Origin of the sequence: Sorangium sp. So ce1153, from assembly GCF_051521595.1 — a bacterium.
Taxonomy (GTDB): Bacteria; Myxococcota_A; Polyangia; order Polyangiales; family Polyangiaceae; genus Sorangium.
Genome location: NZ_CP150361.1, coordinates 11,386,286 through 11,412,725, shown reverse-complemented (window position 1 = coordinate 11,412,725; position 26,440 = coordinate 11,386,286). Strand labels below are relative to the sequence as shown.

Below are 26,440 nucleotides of genomic sequence, written 5' to 3'. Positions count from 1 at the left end.
GTTCATGGCCGTCGCCGACTCGCACGCTGCTCCTCATCGGAACCGGATCGAACACCAGCCCGAGGCCGTCGAACGGCGGGTCGCAGACGCCCTCGCCGCGCTGTCGCTCGAACAGAAGGTCCGCCTGCTGACGGGCGCCGACGTCTGGAGCACGTATCCCGAGCCCGCCATCGGCCTGCGCCGCATCGTCGTCTCGGACGGCCCGGTCGGCGTGCGCGGCGAGCTGTGGGACGAGCGCGATCCCTCGGTGAGCCTTCCTTCCCCCACCGCCCTCGCGGCCACGTGGGACGAGGCCTTGCTGGAGCGCCTCGGCGCCCTGCTCGCGTCGGAGGCGCGGCGCAAGGGCGTCGACGTCGTCCTCGGGCCGACGGTCAACCTGCACCGCAGCCCGCTCGGCGGCAGGCACTTCGAGTGCTTCTCCGAGGACCCGCTGCTGACCGGCCGGATCGGCGCGGCCTACGTCCGCGGGCTGCAGGCCCACGGCGTCGGCGCCACCCCCAAGCACTACGTCGCCAACGACTCGGAGACCGAGCGGTTCACCCTCGATGCCCGCGTCGATCAGCGGACGCTGCGCGAGCTCTACCTCGCGCCGTTCGAGCGGATGATCGTCGGCGCGCGCGCGTGGCTCGTGATGGCCGCCTACAACGCGGTCAACGGCGTGACCATGACCGAGAACGCGCTGCTCGCCTCGCCGCTCGACGACGAGTGGGGCTTCGACGGCGTCGTCGTCTCGGACTGGACCGCGACCCGCTCCACCGTGGCCGCGGCGCGCGCGCGGATGGACCTCGCCATGCCGGGCCCCAGGGGGCCGTGGGGCGACGCGCTCGTCGCCGCCGTCCGCAGCGGCGAGGTGCCCGAGAAGGCCATCGACGAGAAGGTCCGCCGCCTGCTGCGCCTCGCCGCGCGGGTCGGCGCGCTCGAGGGCGTCGCGCCGGCCGCCCCCGCCCCCGCGCAGCTCCCCGCCGCGGCGGCCGCGAAGCTCGCCCGCGAGACCGCCGCGGCCAGCATGGTCCTCGCGCGCAACCACGGCGACGTGCTCCCCCTGGACGCGGCCAGCCTGCAGCGCGTCGCCTTGATCGGCCCCAACGCCGCGCAGGGGCGGATCCAGGGCGGCGGCAGCGCCAGCGTGCACCCGCACTACGCCGTGTCGCCGCTCGACGGGCTGCGGGCCGCGCTGGGGCAGCGCGTCGAGGTGCGCCACGCGCTCGGCGCCCGCAGCGAGGAGGGGCTCGTCCCCGTCTCCGGCGACCAGGTGACCGACCCGGTGACCGGCGAGCACGGCGTGCACGTGCGGCTCCTCGACGCGAAGGGCGGCGTCATGCACGAGGAGCACCGCGCCGTCGGTCGGCTCACGTTCATCGGCGACCTCCGCGCCAACCAGGCCTCCAGGATCGAGGTGACGACGCGGTTCCGCGCCGCCGAGGCGGGCCGCTACCAGCTCGGCGTGGCCGGCGTGGGCGCCTACCGCCTCACCGCCGGCGGGCAGGTCCTCTTCGACGAGACGGTCGCCCCGGACAAGGAGGACCTCGCCGCGCAGCTGCTCGCCCCGCCGCAGCGCGCCGCCGAGCTGTCCCTGGCCGCGGGCCAGGAGATCGACGTCGCCCTCACGCACACCGTCGCGCCGGACACGTTCGCGGTGGCGTTCTCCCTCGGCGTCGAGGTCCCCGCGCTGCCCGGGGACGAAGAGCTGGCGCGCGCCGTGGAGCTGGCGCGCTCCTCCGACGTCGCGATCGTCGTCGTCGGCACCACGGAGGCGATCGAGAGCGAGGGCTTCGACCGGAGCTCGCTCGCGCTCCCTGGCCGCCAGGACGAGCTGGTCAGCGCCGTCGCGGCCGTGAACCCCCGCACCATCGTGCTGGTGAACTCCGGCGGACCGGTGACCATGCCCTGGCGCGAGGAGGTCGCCGCGGTGCTCCTCACGTGGTTCCCTGGCCAGGAGTTCGGCAACGCCGTCGCCGACGTGCTGCTCGGCGCCGTGGAGCCCGGCGGCCGCCTGCCCACGACCTGGCCGTCGCGGGAGGAGGACGTGCCCGTGCTCTCGACGAAGCCCGACAACGGCAAGCTCGTCTACGCCGAGGGCCTGCACATCGGGTACCGGGCCTGGGCCCGCGCCGGCGTCACCCCCGCCTACCCGTTCGGTCACGGCCTGGGCTACACGCGCTGGGAGATCCTCGACGTGGAAGCGCCGCCGAGCGTCGCCCCGGGCGCGGCCGTCGAGGCGCGGGTGCGGGTCCGCAACGCGGGGCCCCGCCGCGGGCGGCACGTGGTCCAGCTCTACCTGTCGCGGCCGGACTCCGAGGTCGAGCGCCCCGCGCTCTGGCTCGCCGGCTTCGCCACCGTCGACGCCGAGCCCGGCCAGACGGTCGAGATCGCCGTCACCGTGGAGCCGCGGGCCTTCGCGCACTGGGCGAAAGGCGGCTGGCAGGTCGAGCCCGGCGCATACACGCTGCACGCGGGACACTCGGCCACCGTCCTGACGAGGCAGGCCGGGGTGACGGTCCTGGACGCCTGAGAGGGCCGCGCAGCTCCCGGGGGGGAGGCGCGCGGGCCTATGTTTCGGCTTCCTCGCTGTCGTCGGCCGCGTCGGTGGCGGAGCGCCGGCCGAGCCAGCGGCGGAGCTGCGTGCGGTGCACGCCGAGCGCCCGGGCCGTGCGCGCCACGTTCCCTCCTTCGCGGCGCAGCGCCTCCTCGATGACCCCGTCGGCGGGCAGCGACGCCGGCCGCCGCGCCGTGCGCTCGCCGGCCGCGGCCAGCTGCGACCGCGAGCCCAGCTCCGCCGCTCCCGGCGCGAGCGGCTCCGGCGCGCTCGGCCGCGGCGGGGCGAAGGCGTGCCCGGCCGAGGACGACAGGTGCCGCGCCTGGACGACCTGGCTCCTCGCGCTCTGCGCCTCCTGCGCCGCCGCGCGGATCTCCGCCATCAGCTCCCGGACGTTGCCGGGCCACGCGCGCAGCAGGCACGCCTCGAGCAGCGTCGCGTGGGCCGAGAGCGGCGCGCTCTCCTGCCCGCGCCCCGTGGCCGCCTCGGCGCTCCGCAGCGCCGCGTCGATGATCCACGGGATCTCCTCCGGCCGCTCGCGCAGCCGCGGAATGCGGACGGTCGGCTGCGCGACGCGGAAGAAGAGATCCTCGCGGAGCTTCCCTGCGGCCACCAGCGCCCGCAGGTCCTTGTGGGTCGCGGACACCAGCGCGAAGTCCACCGGCACCGGCCGCGAGGCGCCGAGGGGGATCACCTCCCTCGCCTCGATCGCCCGGAGCAGCTTCGCTTGCACCCCGAGATCGAGCTCGGCCACCTCGTCGAGGAAGAGCACCCCGCCGCTCGCGGCCTGCACGTAGCCCTCGGCGTCCGTCCCGGCGCCCGAGTACGCGCCCCGGCGCGCGCCGAAGAGCAGCCGCTCGGCGAGGCCGTCGGGGATGGCGGCGCAGTTCACGGCGACGAACGGCCCGCCGCGCCGCGGGCCGAGGGCGTGGAAGGCGCGTGCCGCGTGCTCCTTGCCGGTCCCGCTCTCGCCGGTGATGTGCAGCACCGTCCCGGAGCGCGCCGCGCGATCGATCGCGTCCCACGAGCGGGCGAGGGTCGGCCCGAGGATCGTGCCGTCGGCCGTGGAGATCCCCGCCCGGAACGGCTCCACGTCATCCTGGATCACGAACACCGACGAGCCCGTGCGCACGATGCGCGGCTCGCCTCCCGCGCGCGCGCCGGTCAGCGGCACGCCGTCGACCGACGTGCCGTTTCGGCTGTCGAGATCCTCGATCTCCCACTGGCCCTGGCACCACCGCACGCGCGCGTGCCGGCGCGACATCCGCAGGTCGTCCAGGGGGACGCCGCCGACCTCGCCGCGCCCGAGCTCGAGCTCGCCGTCCTTCAGCGGGAGGACGTCGCAGCGGGGCCTGTCCACGGAGAAGACGAGCACCAGCCCAGGGTTCGGCCTCCTGGTACGCAGGTGCTCCGATCCCGAGCCGAAAGACTCATCCAGAGTGGTCTCGCGCGCAGTGGGCACCACGTTGTTGCCGAGTGTAGCGCGGAGCGCAGCGCTGAGGATCTTCCCGAGGGGGGGCGCCCATGGTGCGCGCCGCTCGCCCTTCCGGCGCCGCGGGCCGAGCTCCGCGCCGCCGCGGGCCGAGCTCCGCGCCGCCGCGGGCCGGGCTCCGCGCCACCACGCCGAGCTGGCGGCGAGCTTCCGGGCGCCGGTGACGGCCAACGCGACGGGGGCCCGAGGGCAGCTCGATGCGGCCTGTTCACGCACGGATCGCGTCATGAGACCGGGACAGGGCGCTTGGGCCTCGATCGCGGAGAGCGCCTTGCTCCTTCGAAAGAACCTGATGCGAATTGCCTCAGCGTGACCGATGCGCGCGACCGATTTTCCGCGAGGAGTGACGGCCCTTTCACTCTTTGCTGCAAGAAAGGACGGCTCAGTGCTGAGCTTGCCCCTTGTCCTGCGCGCGAACGGACGCTGGCCGCGCTTTTCATCGCGCTGGCGCCGGCCGAGGCCGGGAAGTGGCTCGTGGTTCGCCGCTTGCTTTCGAGAAGCAGAAGGACGACCCATGAAGGACGAGCACCAGGACCCCGGCCAGAGCAGATCGTTCGCCAGGAGAGGCGATTCGAGCACGGGCGGGGTTTCGTCCTGCGTCCGCGGGCTGCCGCAGAGGGAGCGCGCGGTGGGCGAGGTCCTCGCCGGCAAGTACCAGATCGTGGGCCGGCTCGGCGCCGGCGGCATGGGGACCGTGTGGCGCGCGCGCAGCCTGTGGCTCGATGTCGACGTCGCGATCAAGGTGCTCCACGAGGAGCAGTTCGACGCCCATGCCGCCGAGCGGCTCCTCCGGGAGGCGCGCGCGACGGCGAGGCTCGGCCATCCGGCGATCGTGCGCGTGTTCGATTTCGGCGAGACCGACTCGGGCGAGCCGTTCCTGGTGATGGAGCTCCTCGAGGGCACGTCGCTCTCGAACTGGCTGGAGGAGAACGGCCCCATGCCGGCGGGGCAGGCGGTCCAGATGCTCTTGCCGGTCGCGTGTGCCCTCGCGGCCGCGCATGCGCAGAGCATCGTCCACCGGGACATCAAGCCTGCGAACATCCTCGTCGTGCCCGACGGGGCGGGCGGCCATGTCCCGAAGGTGGTCGATTTCGGCATCGCCAAGCTGGCCAACATGGCAAGTCCTGCGATCACGCAGCGGGGGATGATCGTCGGCAGCCCGGAGTACATGTCGCCGGAGCAGGCCGACGGCCAGATGGCGGTCGGGGAGCAGACGGACGTCTGGGCCTTCAGCGTGGTGCTTTACGAGCTCATCACCGGGCAGCGGCCGTTCAGCGGCGAGTCGCTCGGCGCGGTGATCTCGGCGATCTTCAACAGGGAACCGGTGCCGACGACCGAGCTCGCCGCCGGCGACGAGGAGCTCTGGGCGATCATCCGGCGAGGGCTGGCCAAGAAGCCGGCCGAGCGCTGGCCGTCGATGCGCGCGCTCGGCCGCGCGCTGGCGTCCTGGGCGATCGAGCGCGGGATCACGGCGGACGCGGCGGGCACGTCGCTCGAGCACCAGTGGCTCGCGCGGGGAGCGGAGTCGTCGAGCACCATGGAGCGGACGGCGCTGGCGGTCACGGCCGCCGTGCCCGTCACGCCGGTGGCGCAGCCGCGTCGCGGCGCAGGGGGGACGCTGCTCGCGTCGCCCGCGCCGTCGAAGACGCCGGCCGGGCCGCGGGGCGGCACGGTCAGGATGACGGAGGCCCCGAACGGCGCGCCGATCGGGTTCACGCCCCATTTGCGGCTGCAGAAAGCGCTCCTGGTCGGGGTTCTCGCCGCCTTCGTTGCGCCGGTGATCGTCGTGATGGGGCTGAACCTGCGGGGGGGAAGCGCGAGCGCGGGCACCGCGCCGCCGGTGGCCGCAGCCGTCGCTCCTGCCGTGGATCCGGGCGCCACGCTGGTCCCCAGGGAGGCGACCCAGGCGGTGCCCGCCGCGGCGGCCGCGCCCGCCGACGAGGAGGGGGCGCCACGCGCGGCTGCTTCCAGCGCTCCTGTGAGGAGCGCGCCGGCAGAAGAGCCGCTCACGCGGCGTGTCGCGCCGCCGGCGTCGCCCGCGTCGGAGGAGGACCTGCTGTATCCATTGGATGAGCCGTCCGAGCCACGGGCCGAGCCGCCTGCGCAGCGGGTCGAGCCGCCGGCTCGGCGCGGCGAGCGGCGCGCTCCGCGGGTCGATCCGTCCGCCCGGTCCGCCGCGCCGCCCGCACGTCCGAAGCCTGGAACAACGTCGATGCCGCTCCCGACGGCGCCGGATTTCTGAGGTGGTCATGCGCAATTCTGGGGTGAAGTCTTGCTCCGTCCGCGGCTCTGGCGACCTGCTGCTGCTCCTGGTCGCGCTCGCCGCGGCAGCGATCGGGCCGGGCGGCTGCTCTGCGCTCATCGGCGCGGAGCTGTCCGACAAGCCGGACGAGACAGAGAACGCCGGGGAGCAGGAGGATCAAGCCGGCGACGGCAGCGGCGGCGGCGATCTCAACAGGAGCAGCGGCCCGACGACGAGCAGCGGCGAGGGTAGCGGCGGCGGTGAGGTCGCGGCCAGCGGCGGCGAGGGCGCGGCCAGCGGCGGCGGCGAGAGCGCGGCCAGCGGCGGCGGCGAGAGCGCGGCCAGCGGCGGCGGCGAGAGCGCGGCCAGCGGCGGCGGCGAGAGCGCGGCCAACGGTGGGAGCGCGAGCAGCGGAAGCGGTGCTGGCACGAGCAGCGGCAGCGCGACAACCAGCGCAAGCGGCGGTGGCGAGAGCGCTACCAGCGGCGCGAGCAGCGGGAGCGGCGCTGGCGGCGCGAGTAGCGGGAGCGGCGCTGGCGGCCCGGGCAGCGGGAGCGGCGCTGGCGGCGCGAGTAGCGGGAGCGGCGCTGGCGGCCCGGGCAGCGGGAGCGGCGCTGGCGGCCCGGGCAGCGGGAGCGGCGTTGGCGGCCCGGGCAGCGGGAGCGGCGCTGGCGGTCCGGGCAGCGGGAGCGGCGCTGGCGGCCCGGGCAGCGGGAGCGGCGCTGGCGGCGGAGGCGCAGCCAGCAGCGCGAGCAGCAGCTCTGGCGGCGACGCGACCTGCAACGGCCACTTTGCCGATTGCGACGGCGACGCCGCGCACCACTGCGAGACGAACCTGTGGAACAACGACGCGCACTGCGGCGCTTGCGGCAACAGGTGCCCTGACGGGACCGACTGTCATGGCGGAGAGTGTCGATGAGGGCGCGTTCTCCTGGTCGCGCTGGACGGATCGGCGCATTCCTCGTTGCGGCATCGCTCACGGCCGCGCCCCCGCTCTCCGCGTCTGCGCAGGGCTCAGGCGACGTCGCGTCTGCGCAGGGCTCAGGCGACGTGGAGTCGGCGCGCGTGCTGTTCGTTCAGGGCGCGAAGCTGGCCAGGCAGGGGCGCTGGGAGGAGGCGCGCGCGCTGTACGCGCGCTCGCTCGAGATCAAGCCGGCTCCTCTCACGCGGTACAGCCTCGGCGTGGCGCAGAAGGAATCCGGGCACCTCGCCGACGCGCTCGCCAGCTTTCGCGCGTTCCTGGCCGAGCCGATGACATCGACGACCGCGCCCTACCTCGGGCCGGCGCGGGAGGCGGTCGCCGCGCTCGAGGGGCGCGTCGGCCGCGCGACGATCGCCGTGAGGCCCGGCAAGGTCGATGGGCTCACGCTGGCCGTCGACGGCGAGCCGCTGCGCGTGGCGCTGGGCCAGGTCGTCGAGCTGGACCCGGGCGCGCACGAACTCGTGGCGCGCGCTCCGGGGTTCCGCGCCGCCGCGTCCCGGTTCACTGTCGGCGCGGGCGCCTCGGTCGAGGTGCCGATCACCCTCGCGCCCGTCACAGCCTCGGCCGCGCAGGCCTCGGCTGCCGGGGGGTTGCCCCCCGTGGCCGATTCCTCCGACGCTTCGCCGAGCCGGACGCTTCCGATCGTCGTCATGGGCGTGGGCGGCGCATTCGTCACCGGGGGAGCCGTCCTCGGCCTCTCCGGCCTGAAGCAGGCGAGCTCCGCGCGCACGAGCGGAGGGGCGGACGCGAGCGCCGCGCGCGCCAAGGGGATCATCGGCGACGTCCTCGGCGGTGTAGGCATCGCGACTGTGGGCATCGGGCTCTACCTGTTGCTGAACAGCGATCCGGCGCCGAGCGCGCCCAGATCGGGCTCCGTGGGGCCGTGGGTGAGCGCGTCGAGCGCCGGCGTCGAGATGCGGCTCTGACGGAGCGAGGCCGCGCACGACGGCCCCTTCGATTCTGCTCTTCGCGAGGCAGGGGTGCCGCCCGCGCAACGCGCAGGGGGCGTGCGGCAGGGCGCGCGGATGACGAGGGCCTCCGCGAGCACCGCCGCTCTACCCGGCGTCGGCGTGGAAATGCTACTGCGCGCCGATGCGCTCGCCCGCGATCGTGCTGTCCCTGGCCGGGCTCCTGGCCGCGGGCGCCCCCGCGTCGGCTGCCCCCGCGCCCACGCCGGCAGCTGCGGCGGCCGCGCCCACGCCGGCCGCGCCCGCACCTGCGCCCACGCCGGCCGCGCCCGCGCCCGCGCCCGCGCCCACGCTCGCCGCGCCCGCGCCCACGCCGGCCGCTGCGGCAGCCGCGCCCGCGCCCACGCCGGCCGCTGCGGCAGCCGCGCCCACGCCGGCCGCACCGGCGGCGGGGTGGTGCGCGCCGGAGCTCATCTCGCTGCCGGGCGACGTGTGCGCCTCCTTGCCGGCCAGGGAAGCGCCTGGCCCCCGCGTGCTGGTGATCTTCCTCCACGGCGTCGTTCAGCCCGATTCAGGCTGGCAGTGGGCGCAGCAGCGCGGCGCGGCGCGGGCCGGCGCCCGGCGCGGCGTCGCCGTGCTGATGCCGCGCGGCCGGCGGGGCATCGGGCCGCGGGCGGCGTCGAGATCGGCGTCCTCGATGGAGGACTGGTGGTGCTGGCCCACCTCCGCCGCCGCGCAGGCCGCCCACGAGGACGCCCTGCTCGCCGAGTGGGACGCCGCGCGCGCGGAGCTCGAGCGGCGCGCGGGCGGGCGCTTCGAGCGGGTGCTCGTGTTCGGCTTCTCGAACGGCGCGTACTACGCGACGTCGCTGGCGATGCGCGGGCGGCTGCAGGTCGACGGCTACGCGGCGTTCGCTGGCGGCTCCGGCGCGCGGCACCTCGAGCGCTCCGGCGCGCAGACGAGGCTGCGCGTGCCCGTCTTCGTGGGCTGGGGCGGCAAGGACCCGGCGCACAAGGATCAGGTGGCGCTCGCAAGGATGCTCCGGCGGCTGAAATGGCCTTCGAAGTCGCTCGGCAAGCCGCGCGCGGGGCACGCGATGACCGACGATCAGGTCGACGAGGCGCTCGACTTCCTGATCGGCGGGCGCGGCGGCGCCAGGAAGCCCGGCGGCGGGCGCGGCGCTCGCGGTCGGTGAGGGCTCTCGACCGCGCCGCGGGCAGCCGCGGGCGCGGTCAGCCGTCGCCTGCGGGCCCGGCGTGCTCCGCGACGCCGGCGGGCGGGGGCTTCGGCGCGCCGCCGTCCGGCACCTGGAGCATCGCGTAGTTGATGGTGGTCTCGCTGCGCAGCACGGTGAGCACCACCATGCCGCCGGGCGCGCAGGCGCGCAGGTAGCCCTCCAGCGCTGCCGTCGAGTCGACCGGCCGCCCGTCGACCGCCAGGATGACGTCGCCCGGCTCCAGCAACGGGGCCGCGAAGCTGCGGATATCCATGCTCGCGATCCTCGCGCCGGGCCCCGAGGTCGGCTGGATCGTGAGGTACCACGGCGCCGCGACCGAGATCATCGCCGGCGCCGGCGCCGCCGGCTTCTCTGCTTTTGCTGTCTCCGATTTCGCTGTCTCCGCCGGGCTCGCCGGCGCGTCGGCGCGTCGCTGCGTGGCCTCGGCGCGCTGCGTGGCCTCCACGCGCGGGCAGTCGCCCCGGCACGCGGCGAGCGCCAGCGGGACGAGCGGGGTGAGCGCGCCGGATAGCCGCCGTGCCCACCCGTGCGCGCCGCGCGCGCCGAGAGATCGATCCCGCTGCTGACTCCCGTGCATGGCTCTCCAGCGCCCCCCGACGCCGCCTCTCGTCACCTACGGTCGCCCAACGCCGCCTCTCGTCGCCCATCATCCATCATCGCCCATCGTTGCCCATCGTTGCCCATCGTCAGAGCTGCAAGATCCCAACCAGAGAGCTGCAAGATCCCAACCAGCGATGCTGCCCCGCTGTCCCGGCCGTTGATCAGCGCGCCTCGCGGATCGGCGCGCAGCGGCCGCGGAGGGCGGTCTTCTCCCTCTCCGCTTTCCCTCGGCGCGCAGCGCCTCCGCGGTCCAACCTCTCGCGCGCCAGGCCTTGTGCTCGCGCCGCTGGAGGGCTGGAAACCGGGGAAGGCGTCCGAGCGCCGCGGCGCGCCGTGCTCACCGGCGGGCGAGCCGTGGCGCCGGACGGAAGTGCGCGGGGAACACCCGCTCGAGGAAGTCGTTGCGCAGCAGCCCGTCGGGATCGACGAGCTGCTTCAGCCGGACGAACTCCGGGAGCGCGTGCGCGTACATCGCCTGGAGGTGCTCGGCCGCCGCATGGACGTTCTTCACCAGGTAGACCCGGCCGCCGAGCTCGAGGGTGTGCGCGCTGAGCTCGGTCAGCCGCAGGCGGATACGGCACACGCTGTCTTCGTCCGATGCCTGGAATGCGAGCGTCACCGCGAAGCCGTCGGTCCCGTGGTTCGCCGAGAGGAGGAACCGGTCGCCCTGGATGTGCAGCACGTCGAGCAGCAGCGGCGGGATCCCGTCCCGGTTGGCGATCTCGTCGACCTTGCTCAGGAAGCCGGCGAGCCGGCGCAGGCTGTCCTCCGGGGCGCCCGGGTCGTACGGGATCATGAAGGCCTGCTGTACCGTCGTCATGGGCACGCCGAACGTTTGCGCGATGCGCTTCGCGACGACGTTGCCGTCCATGAAGAACAGGTAGCCCATGAGCTCATCGACGTACGGCCGCGAGACGTCGAAGAAGAACCGGTCGATGATCGTCCAGACACCCCGGCTCACCACGGACGCCCGCATCAGCCACTCGATCGGCACGCGGAGCGCGTGCCGGGGGCGATGGGTGAGCAGCGGGCGGAGCGCGCGCGACGTCCCCGCGACGTACCGCGACCGGAGGATCATTCCCCTGCTCCCGTCGAGCGTCTGGAAGGCGATCGAGAACAGCGCCTCCGGGATCCATCCGTCCTCGTCCGCGCTGCCTCCTTCCGAGCGCAGGAGCAGCTCGGGGCGGGGGACGAGCGTCGCGGCGAGCTCCTCGAACGACGCGCAGCGCGTCGCCTGGGTCTCCACCCGGATCGGCGTCCCGGCCGGGGCGACGCGCGCGACGCGGTACGTGACGTCGATCACCGCGCCGAGGTAGCCGAGGCCGCCGATCACCGCGTGGAACAGCGCGCTCGTCGCCTCGTCGCGGCCGAGCGAGAGCAGCTGCCCGTCGAGGGTGAGGAGCGTCAGCCGCTCGACGTAGTGCCCCTCCTTGCCGCCGATGCCCGAGAAGCGCGAGAGGCAGTCCCCCGAGACGGTGCCCCCCGCGGTGGCGTAGCTCGTCGACACGGCCGTGTACGGCACGAAGCCGCGCGCGGCGAGCTCGCGGGCGATGGCGCCCCACGTGGCGCCCGCGCCCACGGTCATGCGCGCCCCCTCCACGTCGATCTCGATGGCGTCGAAGCGGCTCATCGAGATCACGACGTCGTCGTTCAGCGCCTGCCCGTCGAACGACTGGGCCCCGGCGCGGAACGTGATCCTGCGCCCCGTCCGCGCCGCCATGCGGAACAGCACCCGGAGCTGCTCGACCGAGGTCGGGGTGTAGAGGTCCCCGCACGACTGGTGCAGCCCCCCGTACCCCTGGAGCAAGCAGAGCGGCTTCCGGGGGATCTCCTCCAGTCGCGGCGGCGGAGGAGCGCCCCCCACATAAGCGAGGCCGCCGCCCGCGCCTCTTCGCGCTCCGCTGGCAGCTCCAGCGCCCATGCTCAACCCGCGCCGGAGAGGAGGGTGACTTCGCCTGTCGTGCCGGTTGTATCGAGAGCAGGACGCATCCGTGCAGCGTCGCTCGAAACGGAAGGAAAGGGCAACTTCGCCCCGCCGCTCCCCCGGACCGCCGTCGCCGAGCGGCGCGCGCCCGCACAGGAGACGGGCCCAGATCGGCGTTTTCGGCGCGGAGGCGCACTCCTGTGCGCCGAGCACCGAAAACGTCGAGGTGGGCCCGTATCCGCAGCGGGCGCGTGCCGCTCTAAAGGCCCAGGACGTCGACGCGGATATTCCGCCGGGGCGCGGACTGCTGGAAGCGCCGGATGAGCTCCGCGACGTCATGGTCGACGTAGGACGCCCCCTGGGCGTCGACGACCACGTGCGTGTCGCTCGGCAGCCGCTCGAAGAGCGTGACGAGCTTGCCCTGCGTGAAGAAGTAGGCCGCCTTGTTGAACCGGATGGTCACGCGCGCCCCCTCGTGGATCACGTCGAACACGCGGTTCATCTGCGTCCTCAGCACGAAGAGCACGCCGACCGCCAGGCCGATGGCGATGCCCTTCAGGAGATCGGTCAGCACGATGGCCACGATCGTCACCACGAACGGGATGAAGTGGCTCCAGCCGAGCTTGTGCATCTCGGCGAAGATCTTCGGCTTCGCCAGCTTGTAGCCCGTCACGAGCAGGATCGTCGCGAGGCACGCGAGCGGGATGTGCGAGAGCAGCCCCGCGGCGAACACGACGGCGAGCAGGAGGAGCGCGCCGTGCGTGAAGGCGGAGACCCGCGTGCGCGCGCCGGCGTTCGTGTTGGCGCTGCTGCGCACGATGACCGACGTGACCGGCAGGCCGCCGACGAGCCCGGAGGCGACGTTGGCGAGCCCCTGCGCGACGAGCTCCCGGTTCGGCGGCGACTTGCGCTGCCACGGGTCGATCCGGTCGACGGCCTCCAGGTTGAGCAGCGTCTCGAGGCTGGCGACGATCGCCAGGGTCACGCCGAGCACCCAGACCTCGGGCCGCATGATCGCGGACCAGTCCGGCTGCTGGAGCGCGCTGAACAGATCGCCGGTGGGCAGCGACACGAGGTGCTTCTGCTCGAGCGCGAGGGACGGGACCGCCACCTTGAACAGCTCGTTGCCGAGCGTCGCGACGAGCACCGCGGCCAGGGGGGCGGGCAGCCACGAGATCTTCGCGAGGCGCGACTTCTCCCACCCGACCAGGATGGCGAGGCAGACGGCGCTGAGGAGGAACGCGCCCCACTCGATCGCCTGCGTCGCCTGGCCCAGCATCGTGAAGGTGTTGCCGCCGTCGGCCTTGAACGACTCGGACGCGAAGTTGTCCTTGTCGAAGCCGACGGCGTGCGGGAGCTGCTTCAGGATCAGCAGGACGCCGATGGCCGCGAGCATCCCCTTGATGACCGAGGAGGGGAAGAAGTGGCTGATCGCGCCGGCCTTCAGCACGCCGAGCGCGAGCTGCAGGACGCCGCCGATCACCACGGCCATCGCGAAGGCCTGGAAGCTCTGCAGGCTGGTGATGCCCGCGAGCACGATGGCCGCGAGGCCCGCCGCCGGGCCGCTCACGCTGAGCTGGGCGCGGCTCACGAGCGGGATGATCAGCCCGCCCATGATGCCGGCGACGATGCCGGACAGGAGAGGGGCCCCCGACGCGAGCGCGATGCCCAGGCAGAGCGGCAGGGCGACGAGGAAGACGACCAGGCCGGCGGGGATGTCGTACTTGAGGTTCGCGCTGAGGCGCGGGTCGAGCGGGGGCGCGCTCTCCTTCTCGGGCGCCGCTTGCGGCGCCCCCCGGGCTGCCGCGTCGCTCGCGGCGGCGAAGACAGGGGCGCCGGCGTGCTCCGCCCCCACGCTTGCTTGAGTGGCATTCTGGAACTGCATCGGATGGCTCTCTTGTTCGAGGGAGGTCTTGGGTCCTTGCCTGTCAGGCGCTCAGATGGCTCGCCGGAAGACCGCAGTCTCCGGGAGCGCCGACGGGGGTACCGTGTCGCCCATCGGTCCGAACTGGCCCGTGGAGTGCTCGAACTGAAAGACTCGCCCGGTCTCGATCTTGAAGACCCAGGCGTAGACAGAGAGCTCGCCGCGCGCGAGGCGCGCGCGGACCGTCGGATGCGTGCGGAGGTTCTCGATCTGGGCGAGCACGTTCTCCTCGACCGTGATCGTCAGCCGATCCTCCCCTTCGATGTGCGGGTAGTTCTCCTGGACCAGGCGGCGCGTCAGCTCCGCGTGCTGGAGCCACGACTTGACCGCCGGCATCTCGTCGAGGCCCGAGGGATCGAGCAGCCCGCGCATCGCGCCGCACAGCGTGTGACCGCAGATGATGATGTGCTTGACCTCGAGGTGCGCCACCGCGAACTCGATCGCCGCGGCCTCGCTGCCGTTGCTGGCGCCGTACGGCGGCACGATGTTGCCGGCGTTGCGCACGATGAAGATGTCGCCCGGCTGGGTCTGCGTGATCAGGTTCGGGTTGATCCGGCTATCCGAGCACGTGATGAACAGCGCCTCAGGCCGCTGACCCCTCGCCAGGTGGCGGAAGAGATCCTCATGGCTGCGGCAGACCTCGGCATGGAACTTGTGCAACCCGTCAGCTAGCTTCTGCATTGAACAAACCCTCACATTGGCCGCGCTGCTCCAGCGCGGCAGTCGTCGTGAACACCTCCGTTTCCAGCTCCTCCGTCCCTGAGGCGAGCGCCGCAGGGCCGGAGCTAGCCGATCAGTTCAGCAGGCGTGGTGGAGGGCGACGGACGGGAGGGTGAGGGACGGGCGAGGGGATGCGGACGAGCCGCAGGTCGGCGACGAGCAGGGCGCGCGGCGGTGCGGCGCCCGAGTTCGCCACCGAGCGCATCGCGCGGGTCCGGTGGGTCCCGCTGCGGGACGGCGGCTGCAAGGCCTCGACATCAACGTGGTCAGGTTCGGCGGATCCGCTACGAAACGCGCCCGAAACATCGGGGTTGCTCGTTACAACGCGGCTGATGTTCCCCCGTGCCAGCATAACCGGCGCGAGGATCAGCGCGATGAGCAGCGCGATCCGGGGAAAATATGACCGAAGGCCTAGCATCGTTCAGGATGAGACAGCTTGTCGGCCCTTCGAACCGGGGAGAGACCCGCTCTATTCCTTAACCTGGCGGCGGGCTCGGTGCGTCGCAAGGCGCCACCCGGGCGAAACCCCGACTGTGGCAAAATGCGCCGCTCAAGGACGGATGCCTCGCGCCTGAGCTAGGACGGCTCCACGTCCAGATAACCGTTCTCCTTGCCGGATTCAACCGTCCGCGCACGCGGTCACGATGGCGTCACGAACGTCGCACATCTCGCGCTCACTCGCATATTTGTAACGAGGCCAGAAGAAGCCCTTCAGACCGTCCTTTTGGCGGCGCGGCACCACATGGACGTGCAGGTGGGGGACGCTCTGGCTGACGCGGTTGTTGATGGCGACGAAGAAGCCATCTGCGGAGAGCGCCGACTCCACGGCGCGCGCGAGGCGCTGCGCGGTCGTGAAGAGCGGGCCCACGAGCGCGGCCGGGAGGTCGGTGAGCACCTCGTGGTGAACGCGCGGGATCAGCAGGCAGTGGCCGGGGAAGAGCGGGCGGTTGTCGAGGAACGCGATCACGTCCGGCTCGTCGAGCACGACGTAGGCCGGGGTTTCGCCCCGGACGATGCTGCAAAAGATGCAAGGGCGAGCGGGCAAGGGGACCCCGAGCGATGCCGCGCCGCGGGGCCGGCGTCAATGCTCGCCTGCCCCTGGCGCCGCGCGTTCGGTCGCGCGTTCGGTCGCGCGTTCGGTCGCGCGTTCGGTCGCGCGTTCAGTGGCTCGCGAGGATGTCCTCGATCGATCCGTGGCCGCTCGGCTCGCGCGTCCAGTAGTCGAGGAGCCGCCCGCCGGCCGTCATCCAGGCCCGGTCGTAGCGGCCGTCCTGCGACGTGATCCGCACGAGGTGGTCGCCGCCGTGGAACGCCCAGTGGCGGCCCGTGTGGTCGAAGTGGTCGATGAGCGCGCCCTGCCGCGTCTTGATGTGGAGCGCGTCGGCCGGGTCGTCCCAGGTCGTGTCGATGATGAGCTCGTGGACCTGCCAGAGGTTGCCGGAGGGGAGCACGCCCCAGTCCACGTTGATGCCGGAGTCGTTCGGGAGCCCGAACACGAAGCAGTGGGGCATGCGCCTCGCGGCGTGCCAGAGATCGCCGTTGCGGCTCGGCTCGTGGTGGAGCGTCACCAGCGTGTCGCGCGCGAGGCCGAAGCCGTCGTTGTCGCCGGGGCTGTCCCACACCCGGCGGAAGAGGTGCTGGCAGAGCTGATCGGCCCCGGCCGAGAACCCGACCGTGAGCAGGCCCCGCTGCCGGCGCTCGTGCAGGATCCGCCCGAACTTGCCGGGCTCGCCGTCGAACTGGGCGCCGAGCTGCTTGTAGCGCCAGAGCCCCGTCGTGCTGTAGCCGCCGCCGAGGATCACCACCTCGGACCACGCGAGGTGGTGCCAGAGGAGGTCGACGTCCTCCTTGCGCAGGCTGCTGGTCCAGTAGAACGGCGCGTGCTCGAGGCCGAACCGCTCGTAGAACTGGAAGAACCAGCGGAAGTTGCCGTACGCGAACTCCTGCCGCTCCCGCTCGTCGCCGTCGCGGGGCGCCTCCGAGAACGGCAGGAACAGGACGCGCTTGTTGTCCTGCCCGCGCAGGGCGCGCTGCGCGATGTAGTCGTTGTGGATGACGTTGCAGCGGCTATGCGAGCTGTAGATCAGCGCGGTCCCTCTCATCAGGCCGCGGATCTGAGCCGCTCGGCGCGCCTCCCGTCAAGGGCCCGCCCGCCGCGAGGCGACACGTCCGCGCGCGCGCGCCGGCACCGGTAAGCGAGGGGAGCCGCAGGCCCCGCCCGCCCGCCGCTCAGCCGCGCCGCACCTGCTGCATCTTGCGAGGGACGGCGCCGGAGCGCATCAGCATCTCGAACGCTTCCTTCTCGAGCATCGGGTGGATGCCGCGCGGCGGGACGCCCATGGGGCTCTTCTTCCTCGTGACGAAGCCGCTCAGGTACTGCGGGTTCAGCCCGTTCAGGCTCCGCAGGGTGTTCTTCATCTGCTTCGTGTTGTTCGCCCACGCGTAGGCGAACGCCCGCGAGCGGAGCAGCTGCGGCTTGAGCTCGGCGAACGCCTCGTCGTTCGGATCGAAGGTCTCGAGCAGCTCGACCGCCTTCGCGGCCTGGCCGGTCCGGGCCCACGCCTCGCCGACGATGGCGGCCATCATGGCGCGGATCTTCGGCTCCTTGTGGCGGGTCATGTCGATCTTGTCGACGAGCGCCCGCGCCTCGTCCGTCTCGCTCAGGATGAGGTGGATCATGCCGCGCTGGGCGCGCGCCTCGTCGGCCATCGGGGCCATCACCTTGTCGAGGTTGATGGTCTCCAGCGTCCGGAGCGCGGCCCGCGGGTCCTCCTGCATCTGGAGCTGCGCCTTCGCGAAGGTCGCGGCCGCGTCGTCCTTCTTGAACTCGGTGTCGAGCTTGGCGATCGCGTCCTTGCGGGCCTCGGCGGTGTCGGCGGTCTGCACGATCTGCGCGACGGCGCGCGTCTTGGTCGCGAAGCGCAGGGCCCAGAGGATCACGCCCGCGACGATGACCGTCAGGACGCCGGCGGCCACCTTCGGCCAGAGCCCCGGGATCGCCAGGGCGATGGCCCAGATGATGAGCGCCGGGATGCCGACGCGGAGGGCGAGCGAGCGCGGGTTCAGCTGGGCGAGCGGGTCGGCCGGCGGCTTGCCGCTGCGGAGCGCGGCGACTGCCTGCTCGCGCTGCTGCTTGGGGCTCTGCTTCTTCGGGGTGGGTTTGACGGGGGTCTTCATCTCTTCGAGGTCGTGGGGCGGACTTTCCTGCTCGCGGGGCGCGAGGTCTCATAGCCGGCTTGCGGGGGGCCGGCCAGCGGTGCCCGGCCCCCGGGGAGGGGGGTCGTCGCGCGGGGCGGCCACGGGCTGAACTCGCCTGGGACGCGCTGTGCCCGACGTGCTGCGCACGCCGGACACAGCGCGTCAATTGGGCTCAGACACCAGCCCGTGGCCACCCCGCGCGACGACCCCCCTCCCCGGGGGCCTACGGACTTGAAGGGGGCTCAGACAGCAGCCCGTGGCCACCCCGCGCGACGATCCCCCTCCCCGGGGGCCTACGGATTTGAAGGGGGGTTCAGACAGCAGCCCGTGGCCGCCCCGCGCGACGACCCCCCTCGGAGGCCTGCGGTGGGTTTGGAGGGATTACGCGGCTAGCCTGCGGCCTCGGGGCCGCGCGCGCCGGGCTCGCCCTCGGGGCCGGAGGCGGGGAGAGGGGTGACCGCGGGGCGGACCGTCTCGAAGCCGCGCAACGGCGGGAGCGGCTCGATCGAGGGGGTGACGAACTGCCCGCCGCGCGCGGGCGGGATCGAGGCCGTGGGATCGGCAAGGCCGAGCGTGGACTCGCGGAAGTGAAGGAAGATCGTCTGCGCGATCGAGAGGCAAGGGACCGCGAAGAGCGCCCCGGTGATCTGGAAGAAGTGCTCGCCGATGAGGAGCGCGAGCACCACGAGGACCGGGTGGATCTTCGCCGAGTCGCCGATGATCTTCGGGTTCAGGAAGTTCGCCTCGAGCTGGTGAATGCCCACGATCCACGCGAGCACCCCGACCGCCGTGCCGAACGACTGCGTGAGGCCGATGACCACCGCCGGGATCGAGCTCAGGATCGAGCCGAAGATCGGGATCAGCGACATCACGGCCGCGACGACCGAGAGGATCGGCCAGTACTTGAGGCCGAAGAGCCAGAAGCCGATCGCCGAGAGGACGCCGTTCACGAGGCAGATGAGGAGCTGGCCGCGGACGACGCCGGAGAGCCCGCGGTCGAGCCGGCGAAGGAACCGATCGAACGAGTCGCGCGAGCTCGGGTGCCAGAGGTCGCGGAAGAAGCGCAGGATCTTCTCGTGCGTCAGGATGATGTACCCGGCGAGCATCAACGTCATGAAGAGGTTGAAGATGCCGCGGGAGATGGCGGTCGCGATCGCCTGGCCAATCCGGAGGACCGTGAGCGAGTTCTCCTTGAGGTAAGCAGCCGCCTTCTCGTAGCCCTCCTGGAGCATGTTCGCGCTGGAGAGCGGGTGCTTCGGGCGCGCCTGCGCGATCTGCCAGACACCGTCGCCCGCCTCGCGGATCTCGATGTCGTCGGCGATCCGCACGTCGAAGGAGCCGTCCGGGCCAGGCGTGATGCGGACGGGCGGGCGCTCGCGATCGTCCTCCCGGGGCAGCGCGATGGCCTCAGGGGGCGCGGCGAGCTCGTCGAGCCCCTCGTCCGGGTCGACCTCGGGCGGCGCGACGGGCGGCGCGACGGGCTCGCGGCCCGACCAGCGGCGGAGCCGCGCGTCGAGCGCGGGCAGGTACTCCTCGCGGAGCCGCGCGGCGAGCCGCGGCGCCTCGGCCGTGAGCGCCTTCCCCTCGACGACGAGGCGCGGGACGCTGAGGGCGAAGAAGCTCGCGATCCCGGAGATCGCCAGGGCATAGACGACGAGGATCGCCGCCCAGCGCGGGACGCGCGCGCGCTCGAGCCGGACGACCGCCGGCGTGAGCACGTAAGCCACGACGAGCGCAAGCACGAACGGGAGCATCACCGCGTGGGAGACGACGAGCACCGCCACCGTGAGGACGGCGCTGACCGTCAGGAACACGGTGCGCCGCGAGAGGCCCTCGCTCACAAGGCCTCGCCGCGCGCGGCCGGGCCCGAGGCGCCGCCGTCGATGCGCGACGCGGGGAGGTCGGCGAAGAAGCTCAGCAGGTGGTCGCGCGTCGCCTCGAGCGCCTGCGGGACGACACGGACGTCGGCGAGCACCGGCATGAAGTTGGTGTCGCCAGGCCAGCGCGGGACGATGTGCACGTGCAGGTGCTCGGCGATGCCAGCGCCCGCGGCCGTGCCAAGGTTGATCCCGATGTTCATGCCCTCGCACTTGAGGGCGGCGCGCAGGCGGGTCGTCGACTCGCGCACGAGGCGGAAGAGCGCCTCGTGGTCGGCCGGATCGAGCGCGTCGAGCGAGGCGACGTGCGCGTGCGGGACGACGAGGAGGTGCCCGGACGCGAACGGGTAGCGGTTGAGCATGACGAACGCGCGGCCAGTCGTGGCCACGACCAGCCGGTCGCGCTGTTCTTGCTCGGGTGCGCGGGGGATGCCGCAGAAGATGCAGTCGGCCTGGCCCTTCGGCGCAAGGATGTACTCGATGCGCCAGGGCGCCCACAGGGGGTTACCCATGTCGCGAAGACGCTAGCACGGCGACCACGCGCGCGGGACCACCGCGCGCTCATCGCGCTCGCATCGCGCTCGCATGGCCCGCGTTCGGCCCGGCGCCGCCCTCGCGCCGGAGTTGCCCGCCTGCCGCGGCCTCCGCCGCGGCCTCAACGCTGGACCCGCGCCGGCGGCAGCGGACTCCGCCGCGGGCCTCAGAACTGGATCGGCGTCGCCGCGAGGTCGAACCAGACCGACAGGCCAAGCCCGGCGGACGTGCCGAGCGCATCCCAGACGAGGTCGCGGAACGAGGGGGTGCCGTACCCGGCGGCGTCGAGGGCCTCCTTTGCGAGGCCAGCGCCGAGCGCGACCGCCGCCCCGATCGCGATCCGTCCGCCGATGTCCTCGGTCGCGAGCGCGCCGAGCGCGTACCCGCCGCTGGCGAGGACCATTGACGCGCAGAAATGGCGCGCCTTGTCATCGCCGAACCATGGATCGGCGCCGCGCGCGAGCGGCTGCGCCGTGGACGACAGCCAGAGCGGCGCGCCCGAGACGCGGGCAGGTGCGCCGCCGCCGCCAGGGCCGGCCAGGGGCGCGAGGGCGGACCGGGCAGGAGCGCCGCCGGCGCGGGGCCGAGGCGCGGCCGGCGCGGCCACGGGGCGAGCGGGAGCGCCGCTCGGGCGGGCCAGGGTCGCGGCTGAAGGGCGAGCGGGAGCGCCGCGCGGGGGCGCGGCCGCGGGGCGGGAGAGGGGGCCGTCGGCGCGGGCAGAGGGCGCGCCGAGCGCCACGGCGGCGAGGACCGGCGCCGCGAGGGCGGCGCGCGCAAGGAGGCCTCTCATCGCCGGATCGTCCGTGACGGCGCGGAAAAAGCAAGAGGCGAGGCCCCGGGAAGGGCCTCGCCTCTCATGACATCGGGTCCACACGGCGAGCCGAGCGGCGCCGGGGCGCCGCGACCCGCCGCACCTGACGCGGCGACGTCCGCACCTGGCGCGCGGCGCTCAGAGAGGCCGCGCGCCGGGCGACGTCACTTCAGGTCCAGCTTGGCGCCGAACTTCTCCTTGATGAGATCGCCGATCGTGCCGGCCACCGGCTTGTCGTCGTCGTCCTTGCGCTTCTGCTGCTGCTGCCGGACCGGCGCGGGGCGCTCCATGCCGATGTTCTTCATCGTCAGGAAGAGCCGGCGGTCGACCGTGTCGAGCGAGGAGATCTCGGCCTTGACCTTGTCGCCGACCTTCAGCTTGCCCTCCTCGGGCTCCTGCACGTCGCTCTGCGAGATCAGACCCTCCACACCCTCGCGCAGCCGCACGAACACGCCGTAGTCGACGATGCTCACCACCTGGGCCTCGTCGATGACGCGGCCGGGCGGGTACTCCGTCAGCATGCTCGGCCACGGATCGTCCCAGAGCTGCTTGATGCCGAGGGAGACCTTCTTCTCGTCGTGGTTGATCGAGAGGATGATCGCCTCGACGTCGTCGCCCTTGTGGTACAGGTCGCTCGGGTTGTTGACGCGCACCGACCACGAGAGATCGCTCTTGTGGACCATGCCGTCGACGCCCTCCTCGATCCCGACGAACACGCCGTAGTCGGTGAGGGACCGGACCTTGCCCGCGATCTTGTCGCCGGGGTGGTACTTGTCCGTGAAGAGCATCCACGGATCGGGCTCCAGCTGCTTGAGACCGAGGCTGATGCGCTTCGCGCGCGCGTCGACCTCGAGCACCTGGCACTCGAGCTCCTGGCCCACCTCGAGCAGCTTCGACGGGTGCTTGACCTTCTTGGTCCAGCTCATCTCGCTGACGTGGATGAGGCCCTCGACGCCCGGCTCCAGCTCGACGAACGCGCCGTAGTCGGTGATCGACATGACCTTGCCGCGGACCTTCTTGCCCGCGGGGTAGGCCTCCTCGGCGTGGTTCCACGGGTCCTCCTGGGTCTGCTTCAGGCCCAGGGAGACGCGCTCGGTGTCGGCGTTGTACTTGAGGACCTTCACGAGGACCTCGTCGCCGACCTGGAACACCTCGCTCGGGTGGTTCACGCGGCCCCACGACATGTCCGTGATGTGCAGGAGGCCATCGATGCCGCCGAGGTCGACGAACGCGCCGTACTCGGTGATGTTCTTGATGGTCCCCTTGACGGTCATCCCTTCGGTCAACGTCTCGAGCGTCTTGGCCTTCATCTCGTCGCGCTCGCGCTCGAGGAGCACGCGCCGCGAGAGCACGATGTTGCCGCGCTTCTTGTTGAACTTGATGACCTTGAACTTGTAGGTCTGGCCGATCAGCTTGTCCAAGTTGCGGATCGGGCGGAGGTCGACCTGAGAGCCCGGGAGGAAGGCCTTCACGCCGCCGCGGATGGTGACCGAGAGGCCGCCCTTCACGCGCTGGCTGATCGTGCCCTCGATGAGCTCGTCCGCCTCGCAGGCGTTCGAGATCTCATCCCAGACCTTCATCTTGTCGGCCTTCTCCTTCGACAAGGTGACGAGGCCGTCGTCGTTCTCGCGGCTCTCGATGTAGACGTCGACCTTGTCGCCCGCCTTGACGGCGGCCTGGCCCGCGGCGTCCGAGAACTCTCGGAGCGCGATGACGCCCTCGCTCTTGCCGCCGATGTCGACCACGACAGAGTCGCGGTTCACTGCGACCACGGTGCCGGAGATGATCTCTCCTTCACGCGCGAAATCGCCCCCCTCCACGCTCTGTTCGAAGAGCGCGGCAAAGCTCTCCATGCTCGCCCCGGACGAGCCTGCCTCCACTTGGATGTTACTAGTCATGTTGTTCGTTCTTGTTTCCTTTCCTTCCCTGGGATTCGCCGCTGCGGGCGTAGGCGTGGACCCATGGTGCCACGCACGAGCGACGGAGGGGCAGGCACACGCGTACCGATGCACCCGGCCCCTCGGGAGAGGCGAGCCTGTAGTCTGAGGAGGGGCCTCTGTCAATGCAACGACCGAGCCACGGAAGGTTTTTGTCGTTTCCCTGAGAAACGACGAGCTCGCCGGCTCAAGGGGGCGCCATCTTCACGGCGCGGCGCTCGGGGCGGCCTTCATCCCGTCGAGCGCGTCGCGCGCCGCGCGGGCGCGCTGTGCGAGGTCTGCGCAGGCGCGATCGAGGCCCTCGTAGGGCCACTTCGTCTGGAGCTCGACCTGGTCGCCCTGCGCGAGGGCCTGGGCTCCCTCGAGCGCGGCCCTGGCGCCGGCGACGTCCGGGAGCACGGCGAGGGCGAGCTTGAGGCTGCCGAGCAGCGCCTGGGTGTCCGCCGCGAGCGCCGCCGCGGCCTCGCCCGAAGCGGGGGCGAGGCGCATCGCGAGCGCGGGCTCCGCGCCGAGGGTGAGGGCGCCCGAGGCGTGATCGACGCGGCGGAACAGCGCCCCGGCGCGCGGCAGCACGGCGGAGACCACGCCGGCGGCGCCGGACCACGCGGCGCTCGTCAGCGCGAAGGTGACCGGGCCCTGCTCGGGCAGATCGAGCCGCTGCCACTCGTCCGACGCGGGCAGCGCGGCGTTCACGATCTCGACGTCCGTGCCGAGGACGATCGTGCCGTCGTCGGCCTGGCCGATCACGGCGCGCGGGAGCTTGTCGACGATGAAGAGATCGCCCTCGCGGCGCCAGCCGTCCCAGCCCTCGTCGCGGGCCATCTTCTCCATGCCGGCGACGAACCGGTCCTTCGGGATGCGCCCGCCCGCGAGCGCGACCCAGCTCGTGGCGTCGGTCGAGGCGATCACGACCTCGCGCAGATCCGAGGGGAAATCGAGGCCGGTCGCGGCCTCGAGGCGCGCCTTGCGCGACGCGCGCGACGCGTCCGACGCCGGCTCGTCGAGCAGCGGGAGGAAGTGCTGGCGCACGGGGCCGAAGAGCGCGAGCTCGGCGGTCTCGAGGCGGATCACGATGTTCGCGTCGCCCGGGATGTGGCGCCGGGCCGTCGGCTCGTAGCGCCAGAAGAAGAAGTAGACCCCGAGCGCGGCGCCGACGAGCAGCGCGAGGAGCGCGAGCGCCGCGAGGAGGCACGCGGCCGCCCGCGGCCGGCCCGGGCGCGGCGGGGCGGCGGGCGGGCGCTCGCGCTGCTCGCCGGCGCGCGCCTCGGCGGGGTCGCCGCCGGCGCGCGCCTCGGCGGGGTCGCCGCCGGGGGTCGGCGCGGGCGCCGCGGCGTCGTCGGTCACGGTGGGGCGGATCGGCTCTTCTTCTTCGATCAGGGTGTCGGGCATCGGTTCAGCCGGGGGAGCGCCGGGACGGCCGGATAGCTCAACGAGTGAACAAGCAAGAGAACTACTACGTGTCGGGCGTCAGGTTCATCCGGGAGCGCCGGACGGCCAGATCGCTCGACGGGTGAGCTAGAACATCGATCACGTTGAAACCCGGAGAAATTCACAGGGAGGCGGGGAGGCGGGGAGGAAGAAAAAATGAAGTTCTATCTCTTGCCGTCTCTCGCTCCCCGCCTCCCCGCCTCCCTGTGAATTCCCTGCTTTCTCTCGTGGTTTCAACCCGTTCGTCGCTCTAGCAAGCGACTACGGCGCGCCGGGCGTCGGTTCCGCCGGTTCCGTCGGTTCCGTCGGTTCAGCCGCGGGGCGCCGGGACAGCAGGGCGAGCACGACCGGCGCAGGGATGAGCCAGCGGAGCCGCACGGTGCGCTCCACCTGCTCGACCGAGAGCGCCTTCATGAGGCCGGCGTAGCGGGCGTCCTCGACGTTGTCGCGGAGCACCTCGAGGAACCGGCCCGCGCGCGTGGCGCCGGCCGCGTCGACGCCCACGATCTCCGCGTCGAGGCGCACGCCCTCGTCGTCGAGGGACGCCACGGCGCGGACGCGCTCGACGCCGGCGACGAGCGCGCCGAGCGAAGGGAAGCGCCGCGCGAGGGGGATGGGCAGCCGGCGCGCGCGCAGGTCGAGGCTCACGAGCCCCTCGGCGGCAGGGTCGCCGCGGCGCGCGTCGGGGCCGTCGCGCAGGACGCGCGCGACGCTGCTCACCTCGACCGCGGACACCAGCGCGACGGCGCGATCGCCGAGCGCGATGATCCGCGCCGCCTCCCCGCGCGTGTCCACGTCGCCGCGGCGGTCGAAGACGGAGACGCCGCCGAACGGAGGCGGCGCCGCCTCCCAGCGGTCGGGATCGGGCGCGAGCCCGGCCATGCGGCCCTCGAGGACGACGACGCGGTCGCCCTCCTCGAGATCGGCGAGCCGCAGGCCGAGCCAGACGACGTCCGCGCGGCGGAGGGCGCTCTCCAGCACCTCGTCGGGCGCCTCGTCGAGCGCGCGCCGCGCGAGCTCGTCCGCGGCGGCCTGGCCCAGGCCGGCGCGCATGCGGGCGACGTCGACGCGCACCACGAGATCGAGGTCGGCCGGGATGAGGTCGGCCGGCTCGACGCGCCGGACGATCCGCGGGCCGGCGGCGCTCCTCGCGCCGCGCTCGCCGGCGAGCCCCGGCGCGGCGTCCCCGCAGGCCGGGAGCGCGAGCGCGAGCGCAATCAGGGCAGCGCCGGCGGCGGCGCGGGCGCGGAGCTCAGCCGCCGCGCGCACGGACCTCCACGAGCGTCGCCATCTCGTCGATGATCTCCGGCGGGCTCCGGTGGCCGGAGTCGACGAGGATCGCGTCGTCGGCCTTGCGGAGCGGCGCGACGGCGCGCTCGCTGTCGGCCTTGTCGCGGCGGAGCACGTCGGACAGCGTCGCCTCGAAGCTGACGGTCATGCCGCGCGCGACGAGCTCGTCGTACCGGCGCTTGGCGCGGATCTCGGCCGGCGCCGTGAGGAAGAACTTCACCTCGGCGTCCGGGAACACCACGGTGCCGATGTCGCGCCCCTCGAGCACGACCCCGCCCCCCGCGCCGGCCTGCCGCTGCATCGCGAGCAGCGCCTTGCGCACCGCGGGGATGGCGGAGACCCGGCTCGCCCCGAGGCTGATCTCGGGCGCGCGGATCGCGCTGGAGACGTCCTCGCCGTCGAGCAGCACCCGCATGCCGCTGCCCCCGACGCTCGACTGGGCCGGGCTGTCGTCCGGCGGCGCGCCGGGCGCGGACGCGGGGGCCTCGCTCCGCTCGAGCGCGATGCGCCCGCCGCTGGCGAGGTCCTCGGCGAGGGCGCCGATCGCGCCGCTCTCGTCCCACGCGAGGCCCACGCGGTGGACCGCGAGCGCGACGGCGCGGTAGATCGCGCCCGTGTCGACGAGGAGGTAGCCGAGCCGCTCGGCGAGCCCCCGCGCGACGGTGCCCTTGCCGGCGCCGGCCGGCCCGTCGATGGCGACGCGCAGCCGCCGGCCCTCGCCCGGGGCCGAGAGGTGGCGCGCGTCGTCCTGTCTCTGCCGTTCCGTCACCTGCGCTCCTCCTCGCTCCCTCGCTCCGTCG

19 protein-coding genes and 1 pseudogene are annotated in these 26,440 nt (G+C 73.1%); 5 read left to right on the top strand and 15 right to left on the bottom strand.

Annotated elements, in window-relative coordinates; translation table 11 throughout:
• Positions 1–4 precede the first annotated feature (4 nt).
• Positions 5–2,512, top strand: a complete 2,508-nt coding sequence (locus WME85_RS41505) for a beta-glucosidase (RefSeq protein ID WP_437829433.1) — start codon at positions 5–7, stop codon at positions 2,510–2,512.
• Between the two features lie 37 nt (positions 2,513–2,549).
• On the opposite strand, the gene WME85_RS41500 is transcribed toward WME85_RS41505, so the two are convergent.
• On the bottom strand, positions 2,550–3,911 hold the full coding sequence (locus WME85_RS41500) for a sigma 54-interacting transcriptional regulator (RefSeq protein WP_437829431.1): 1,362 nt from the start codon (positions 3,909–3,911) through the stop codon (positions 2,550–2,552).
• Positions 3,912–4,542: 631 nt separating this feature from the next.
• Between WME85_RS41500 and WME85_RS41495 the strand changes: the two genes are divergently transcribed.
• The 4 genes from WME85_RS41495 to WME85_RS41480 all read left to right on the top strand — a co-directional run bounded on the left by WME85_RS41495 (position 4,543) and on the right by WME85_RS41480 (position 9,355).
• Positions 4,543–6,270, top strand: a complete 1,728-nt coding sequence (locus tag WME85_RS41495; RefSeq protein WP_437829429.1) for a protein kinase domain-containing protein — start codon at positions 4,543–4,545, stop codon at positions 6,268–6,270.
• A gap of 7 nt (positions 6,271–6,277) precedes the next feature.
• The gene (locus WME85_RS41490) at positions 6,278–7,189 is read left to right on the top strand and encodes a hypothetical protein (protein ID WP_437829426.1); all 912 of its coding nucleotides are present in this window, start codon (positions 6,278–6,280) and stop codon (positions 7,187–7,189) included.
• Positions 7,190–7,335: 146 nt separating this feature from the next.
• Positions 7,336–8,178, top strand: a complete 843-nt coding sequence (locus tag WME85_RS41485; RefSeq protein ID WP_437829425.1) for a hypothetical protein — start codon at positions 7,336–7,338, stop codon at positions 8,176–8,178.
• Positions 8,179–8,344: 166 nt separating this feature from the next.
• Positions 8,345–9,355 (top strand): alpha/beta hydrolase, encoded by a 1,011-nt coding sequence (locus WME85_RS41480; RefSeq protein WP_437829422.1) that lies wholly within the window; start codon positions 8,345–8,347, stop codon positions 9,353–9,355.
• 37 nt (positions 9,356–9,392) lie between these two features.
• On the opposite strand, the gene WME85_RS41475 is transcribed toward WME85_RS41480, so the two are convergent.
• The 14 genes and pseudogenes from WME85_RS41475 to cmk all read right to left on the bottom strand — a co-directional run bounded on the left by WME85_RS41475 (position 9,393) and on the right by cmk (position 26,409).
• Complete coding sequence (locus WME85_RS41475; protein ID WP_437829420.1) at positions 9,393–9,974, bottom strand: PDZ domain-containing protein; 582 nt, start codon at positions 9,972–9,974, stop codon at positions 9,393–9,395.
• A gap of 360 nt (positions 9,975–10,334) precedes the next feature.
• Entirely contained in the window at positions 10,335–11,804 is a 1,470-nt protein-coding gene (locus WME85_RS41470; protein WP_437829418.1) for an FAD-binding oxidoreductase, read from the bottom strand.
• Between the two features lie 376 nt (positions 11,805–12,180).
• The gene (locus tag WME85_RS41465) at positions 12,181–13,806 is read right to left on the bottom strand and encodes a SulP family inorganic anion transporter (protein ID WP_437829415.1); all 1,626 of its coding nucleotides are present in this window, start codon (positions 13,804–13,806) and stop codon (positions 12,181–12,183) included.
• Positions 13,807–13,857: 51 nt separating this feature from the next.
• On the bottom strand, positions 13,858–14,526 hold the full coding sequence (locus WME85_RS41460; RefSeq protein WP_437829413.1) for a carbonic anhydrase: 669 nt from the start codon (positions 14,524–14,526) through the stop codon (positions 13,858–13,860).
• A gap of 658 nt (positions 14,527–15,184) precedes the next feature.
• Positions 15,185–15,610, bottom strand: a complete 426-nt coding sequence (locus WME85_RS41455) for an HIT family protein (protein ID WP_437304562.1) — start codon at positions 15,608–15,610, stop codon at positions 15,185–15,187.
• Positions 15,611–15,725: 115 nt separating this feature from the next.
• Positions 15,726–16,667 carry a hypothetical protein gene (locus WME85_RS41450; RefSeq protein ID WP_437829410.1) on the bottom strand — a complete coding sequence of 314 codons (942 nt, stop codon included), beginning with the start codon at positions 16,665–16,667 and terminating at the stop codon, positions 15,726–15,728.
• 127 nt (positions 16,668–16,794) lie between these two features.
• On the bottom strand, positions 16,795–17,742 hold the full coding sequence (locus WME85_RS41445) for a hypothetical protein (RefSeq protein WP_437502647.1): 948 nt from the start codon (positions 17,740–17,742) through the stop codon (positions 16,795–16,797).
• A 410-nt stretch (positions 17,743–18,152) separates the two neighbouring features.
• Complete coding sequence (locus WME85_RS41440; protein ID WP_437829408.1) at positions 18,153–19,604, bottom strand: AI-2E family transporter; 1,452 nt, start codon at positions 19,602–19,604, stop codon at positions 18,153–18,155.
• The gene (locus tag WME85_RS41435) at positions 19,601–20,152 is read right to left on the bottom strand and encodes an HIT family protein (protein ID WP_437304558.1); all 552 of its coding nucleotides are present in this window, start codon (positions 20,150–20,152) and stop codon (positions 19,601–19,603) included. The genes WME85_RS41440 and WME85_RS41435 overlap by 4 nt, the downstream gene beginning before the upstream one ends.
• A 188-nt stretch (positions 20,153–20,340) precedes the next feature.
• Complete coding sequence (locus WME85_RS41430; protein ID WP_437829406.1) at positions 20,341–20,964, bottom strand: hypothetical protein; 624 nt, start codon at positions 20,962–20,964, stop codon at positions 20,341–20,343.
• A 185-nt stretch (positions 20,965–21,149) separates the two neighbouring features.
• A pseudogene (locus tag WME85_RS41425) lies at positions 21,150–22,886 on the bottom strand (30S ribosomal protein S1); the annotation flags it as partial.
• A gap of 240 nt (positions 22,887–23,126) precedes the next feature.
• Positions 23,127–24,311: a hypothetical protein gene (locus tag WME85_RS41420; protein ID WP_437829404.1), complete on the bottom strand. Its 1,185-nt coding sequence runs from the start codon at positions 24,309–24,311 to the stop codon at positions 23,127–23,129.
• Positions 24,312–24,611: 300 nt separating this feature from the next.
• Positions 24,612–25,619, bottom strand: coding sequence for a hypothetical protein (locus WME85_RS41415; RefSeq protein WP_437829402.1), 1,008 nt, complete (start codon positions 25,617–25,619; stop codon positions 24,612–24,614).
• The gene (cmk, locus tag WME85_RS41410) at positions 25,603–26,409 is read right to left on the bottom strand and encodes a (d)CMP kinase (protein WP_437829400.1); all 807 of its coding nucleotides are present in this window, start codon (positions 26,407–26,409) and stop codon (positions 25,603–25,605) included. Before cmk ends, WME85_RS41415 begins: the two co-directional genes overlap by 17 nt.
• Positions 26,410–26,440 lie beyond the last annotated feature (31 nt).

Excerpts from the sequence above, each read along its gene's own strand:
- WME85_RS41475 (WP_437829420.1), bottom strand. The coding sequence starts at position 9,974 with ATGCACGGGAGTCAGCAGCGGGATCGATCTCTCGGCGCGCGCGGCGCG.
- WME85_RS41490 (WP_437829426.1), top strand. The coding sequence starts at position 6,278 with ATGCGCAATTCTGGGGTGAAGTCTTGCTCCGTCCGCGGCTCTGGCGAC.
- WME85_RS41435 (WP_437304558.1), bottom strand. The coding sequence starts at position 20,152 with ATGGGTAACCCCCTGTGGGCGCCCTGGCGCATCGAGTACATCCTTGCG.
- WME85_RS41460 (WP_437829413.1), bottom strand. The coding sequence starts at position 14,526 with ATGCAGAAGCTAGCTGACGGGTTGCACAAGTTCCATGCCGAGGTCTGC.
- WME85_RS41450 (WP_437829410.1), bottom strand. The coding sequence starts at position 16,667 with ATGAGAGGGACCGCGCTGATCTACAGCTCGCATAGCCGCTGCAACGTC.
- WME85_RS41445 (WP_437502647.1), bottom strand. The coding sequence starts at position 17,742 with ATGAAGACCCCCGTCAAACCCACCCCGAAGAAGCAGAGCCCCAAGCAG.
- WME85_RS41420 (WP_437829404.1), bottom strand. The coding sequence starts at position 24,311 with ATGCCCGACACCCTGATCGAAGAAGAAGAGCCGATCCGCCCCACCGTG.
- WME85_RS41495 (WP_437829429.1), top strand. The coding sequence starts at position 4,543 with ATGAAGGACGAGCACCAGGACCCCGGCCAGAGCAGATCGTTCGCCAGG.
- WME85_RS41465 (WP_437829415.1), bottom strand. The coding sequence starts at position 13,806 with ATGCAGTTCCAGAATGCCACTCAAGCAAGCGTGGGGGCGGAGCACGCC.
- WME85_RS41505 (WP_437829433.1), top strand. The coding sequence starts at position 5 with ATGGCCGTCGCCGACTCGCACGCTGCTCCTCATCGGAACCGGATCGAA.
- WME85_RS41480 (WP_437829422.1), top strand. The coding sequence starts at position 8,345 with ATGCGCTCGCCCGCGATCGTGCTGTCCCTGGCCGGGCTCCTGGCCGCG.
- WME85_RS41430 (WP_437829406.1), bottom strand. The coding sequence starts at position 20,964 with ATGAGAGGCCTCCTTGCGCGCGCCGCCCTCGCGGCGCCGGTCCTCGCC.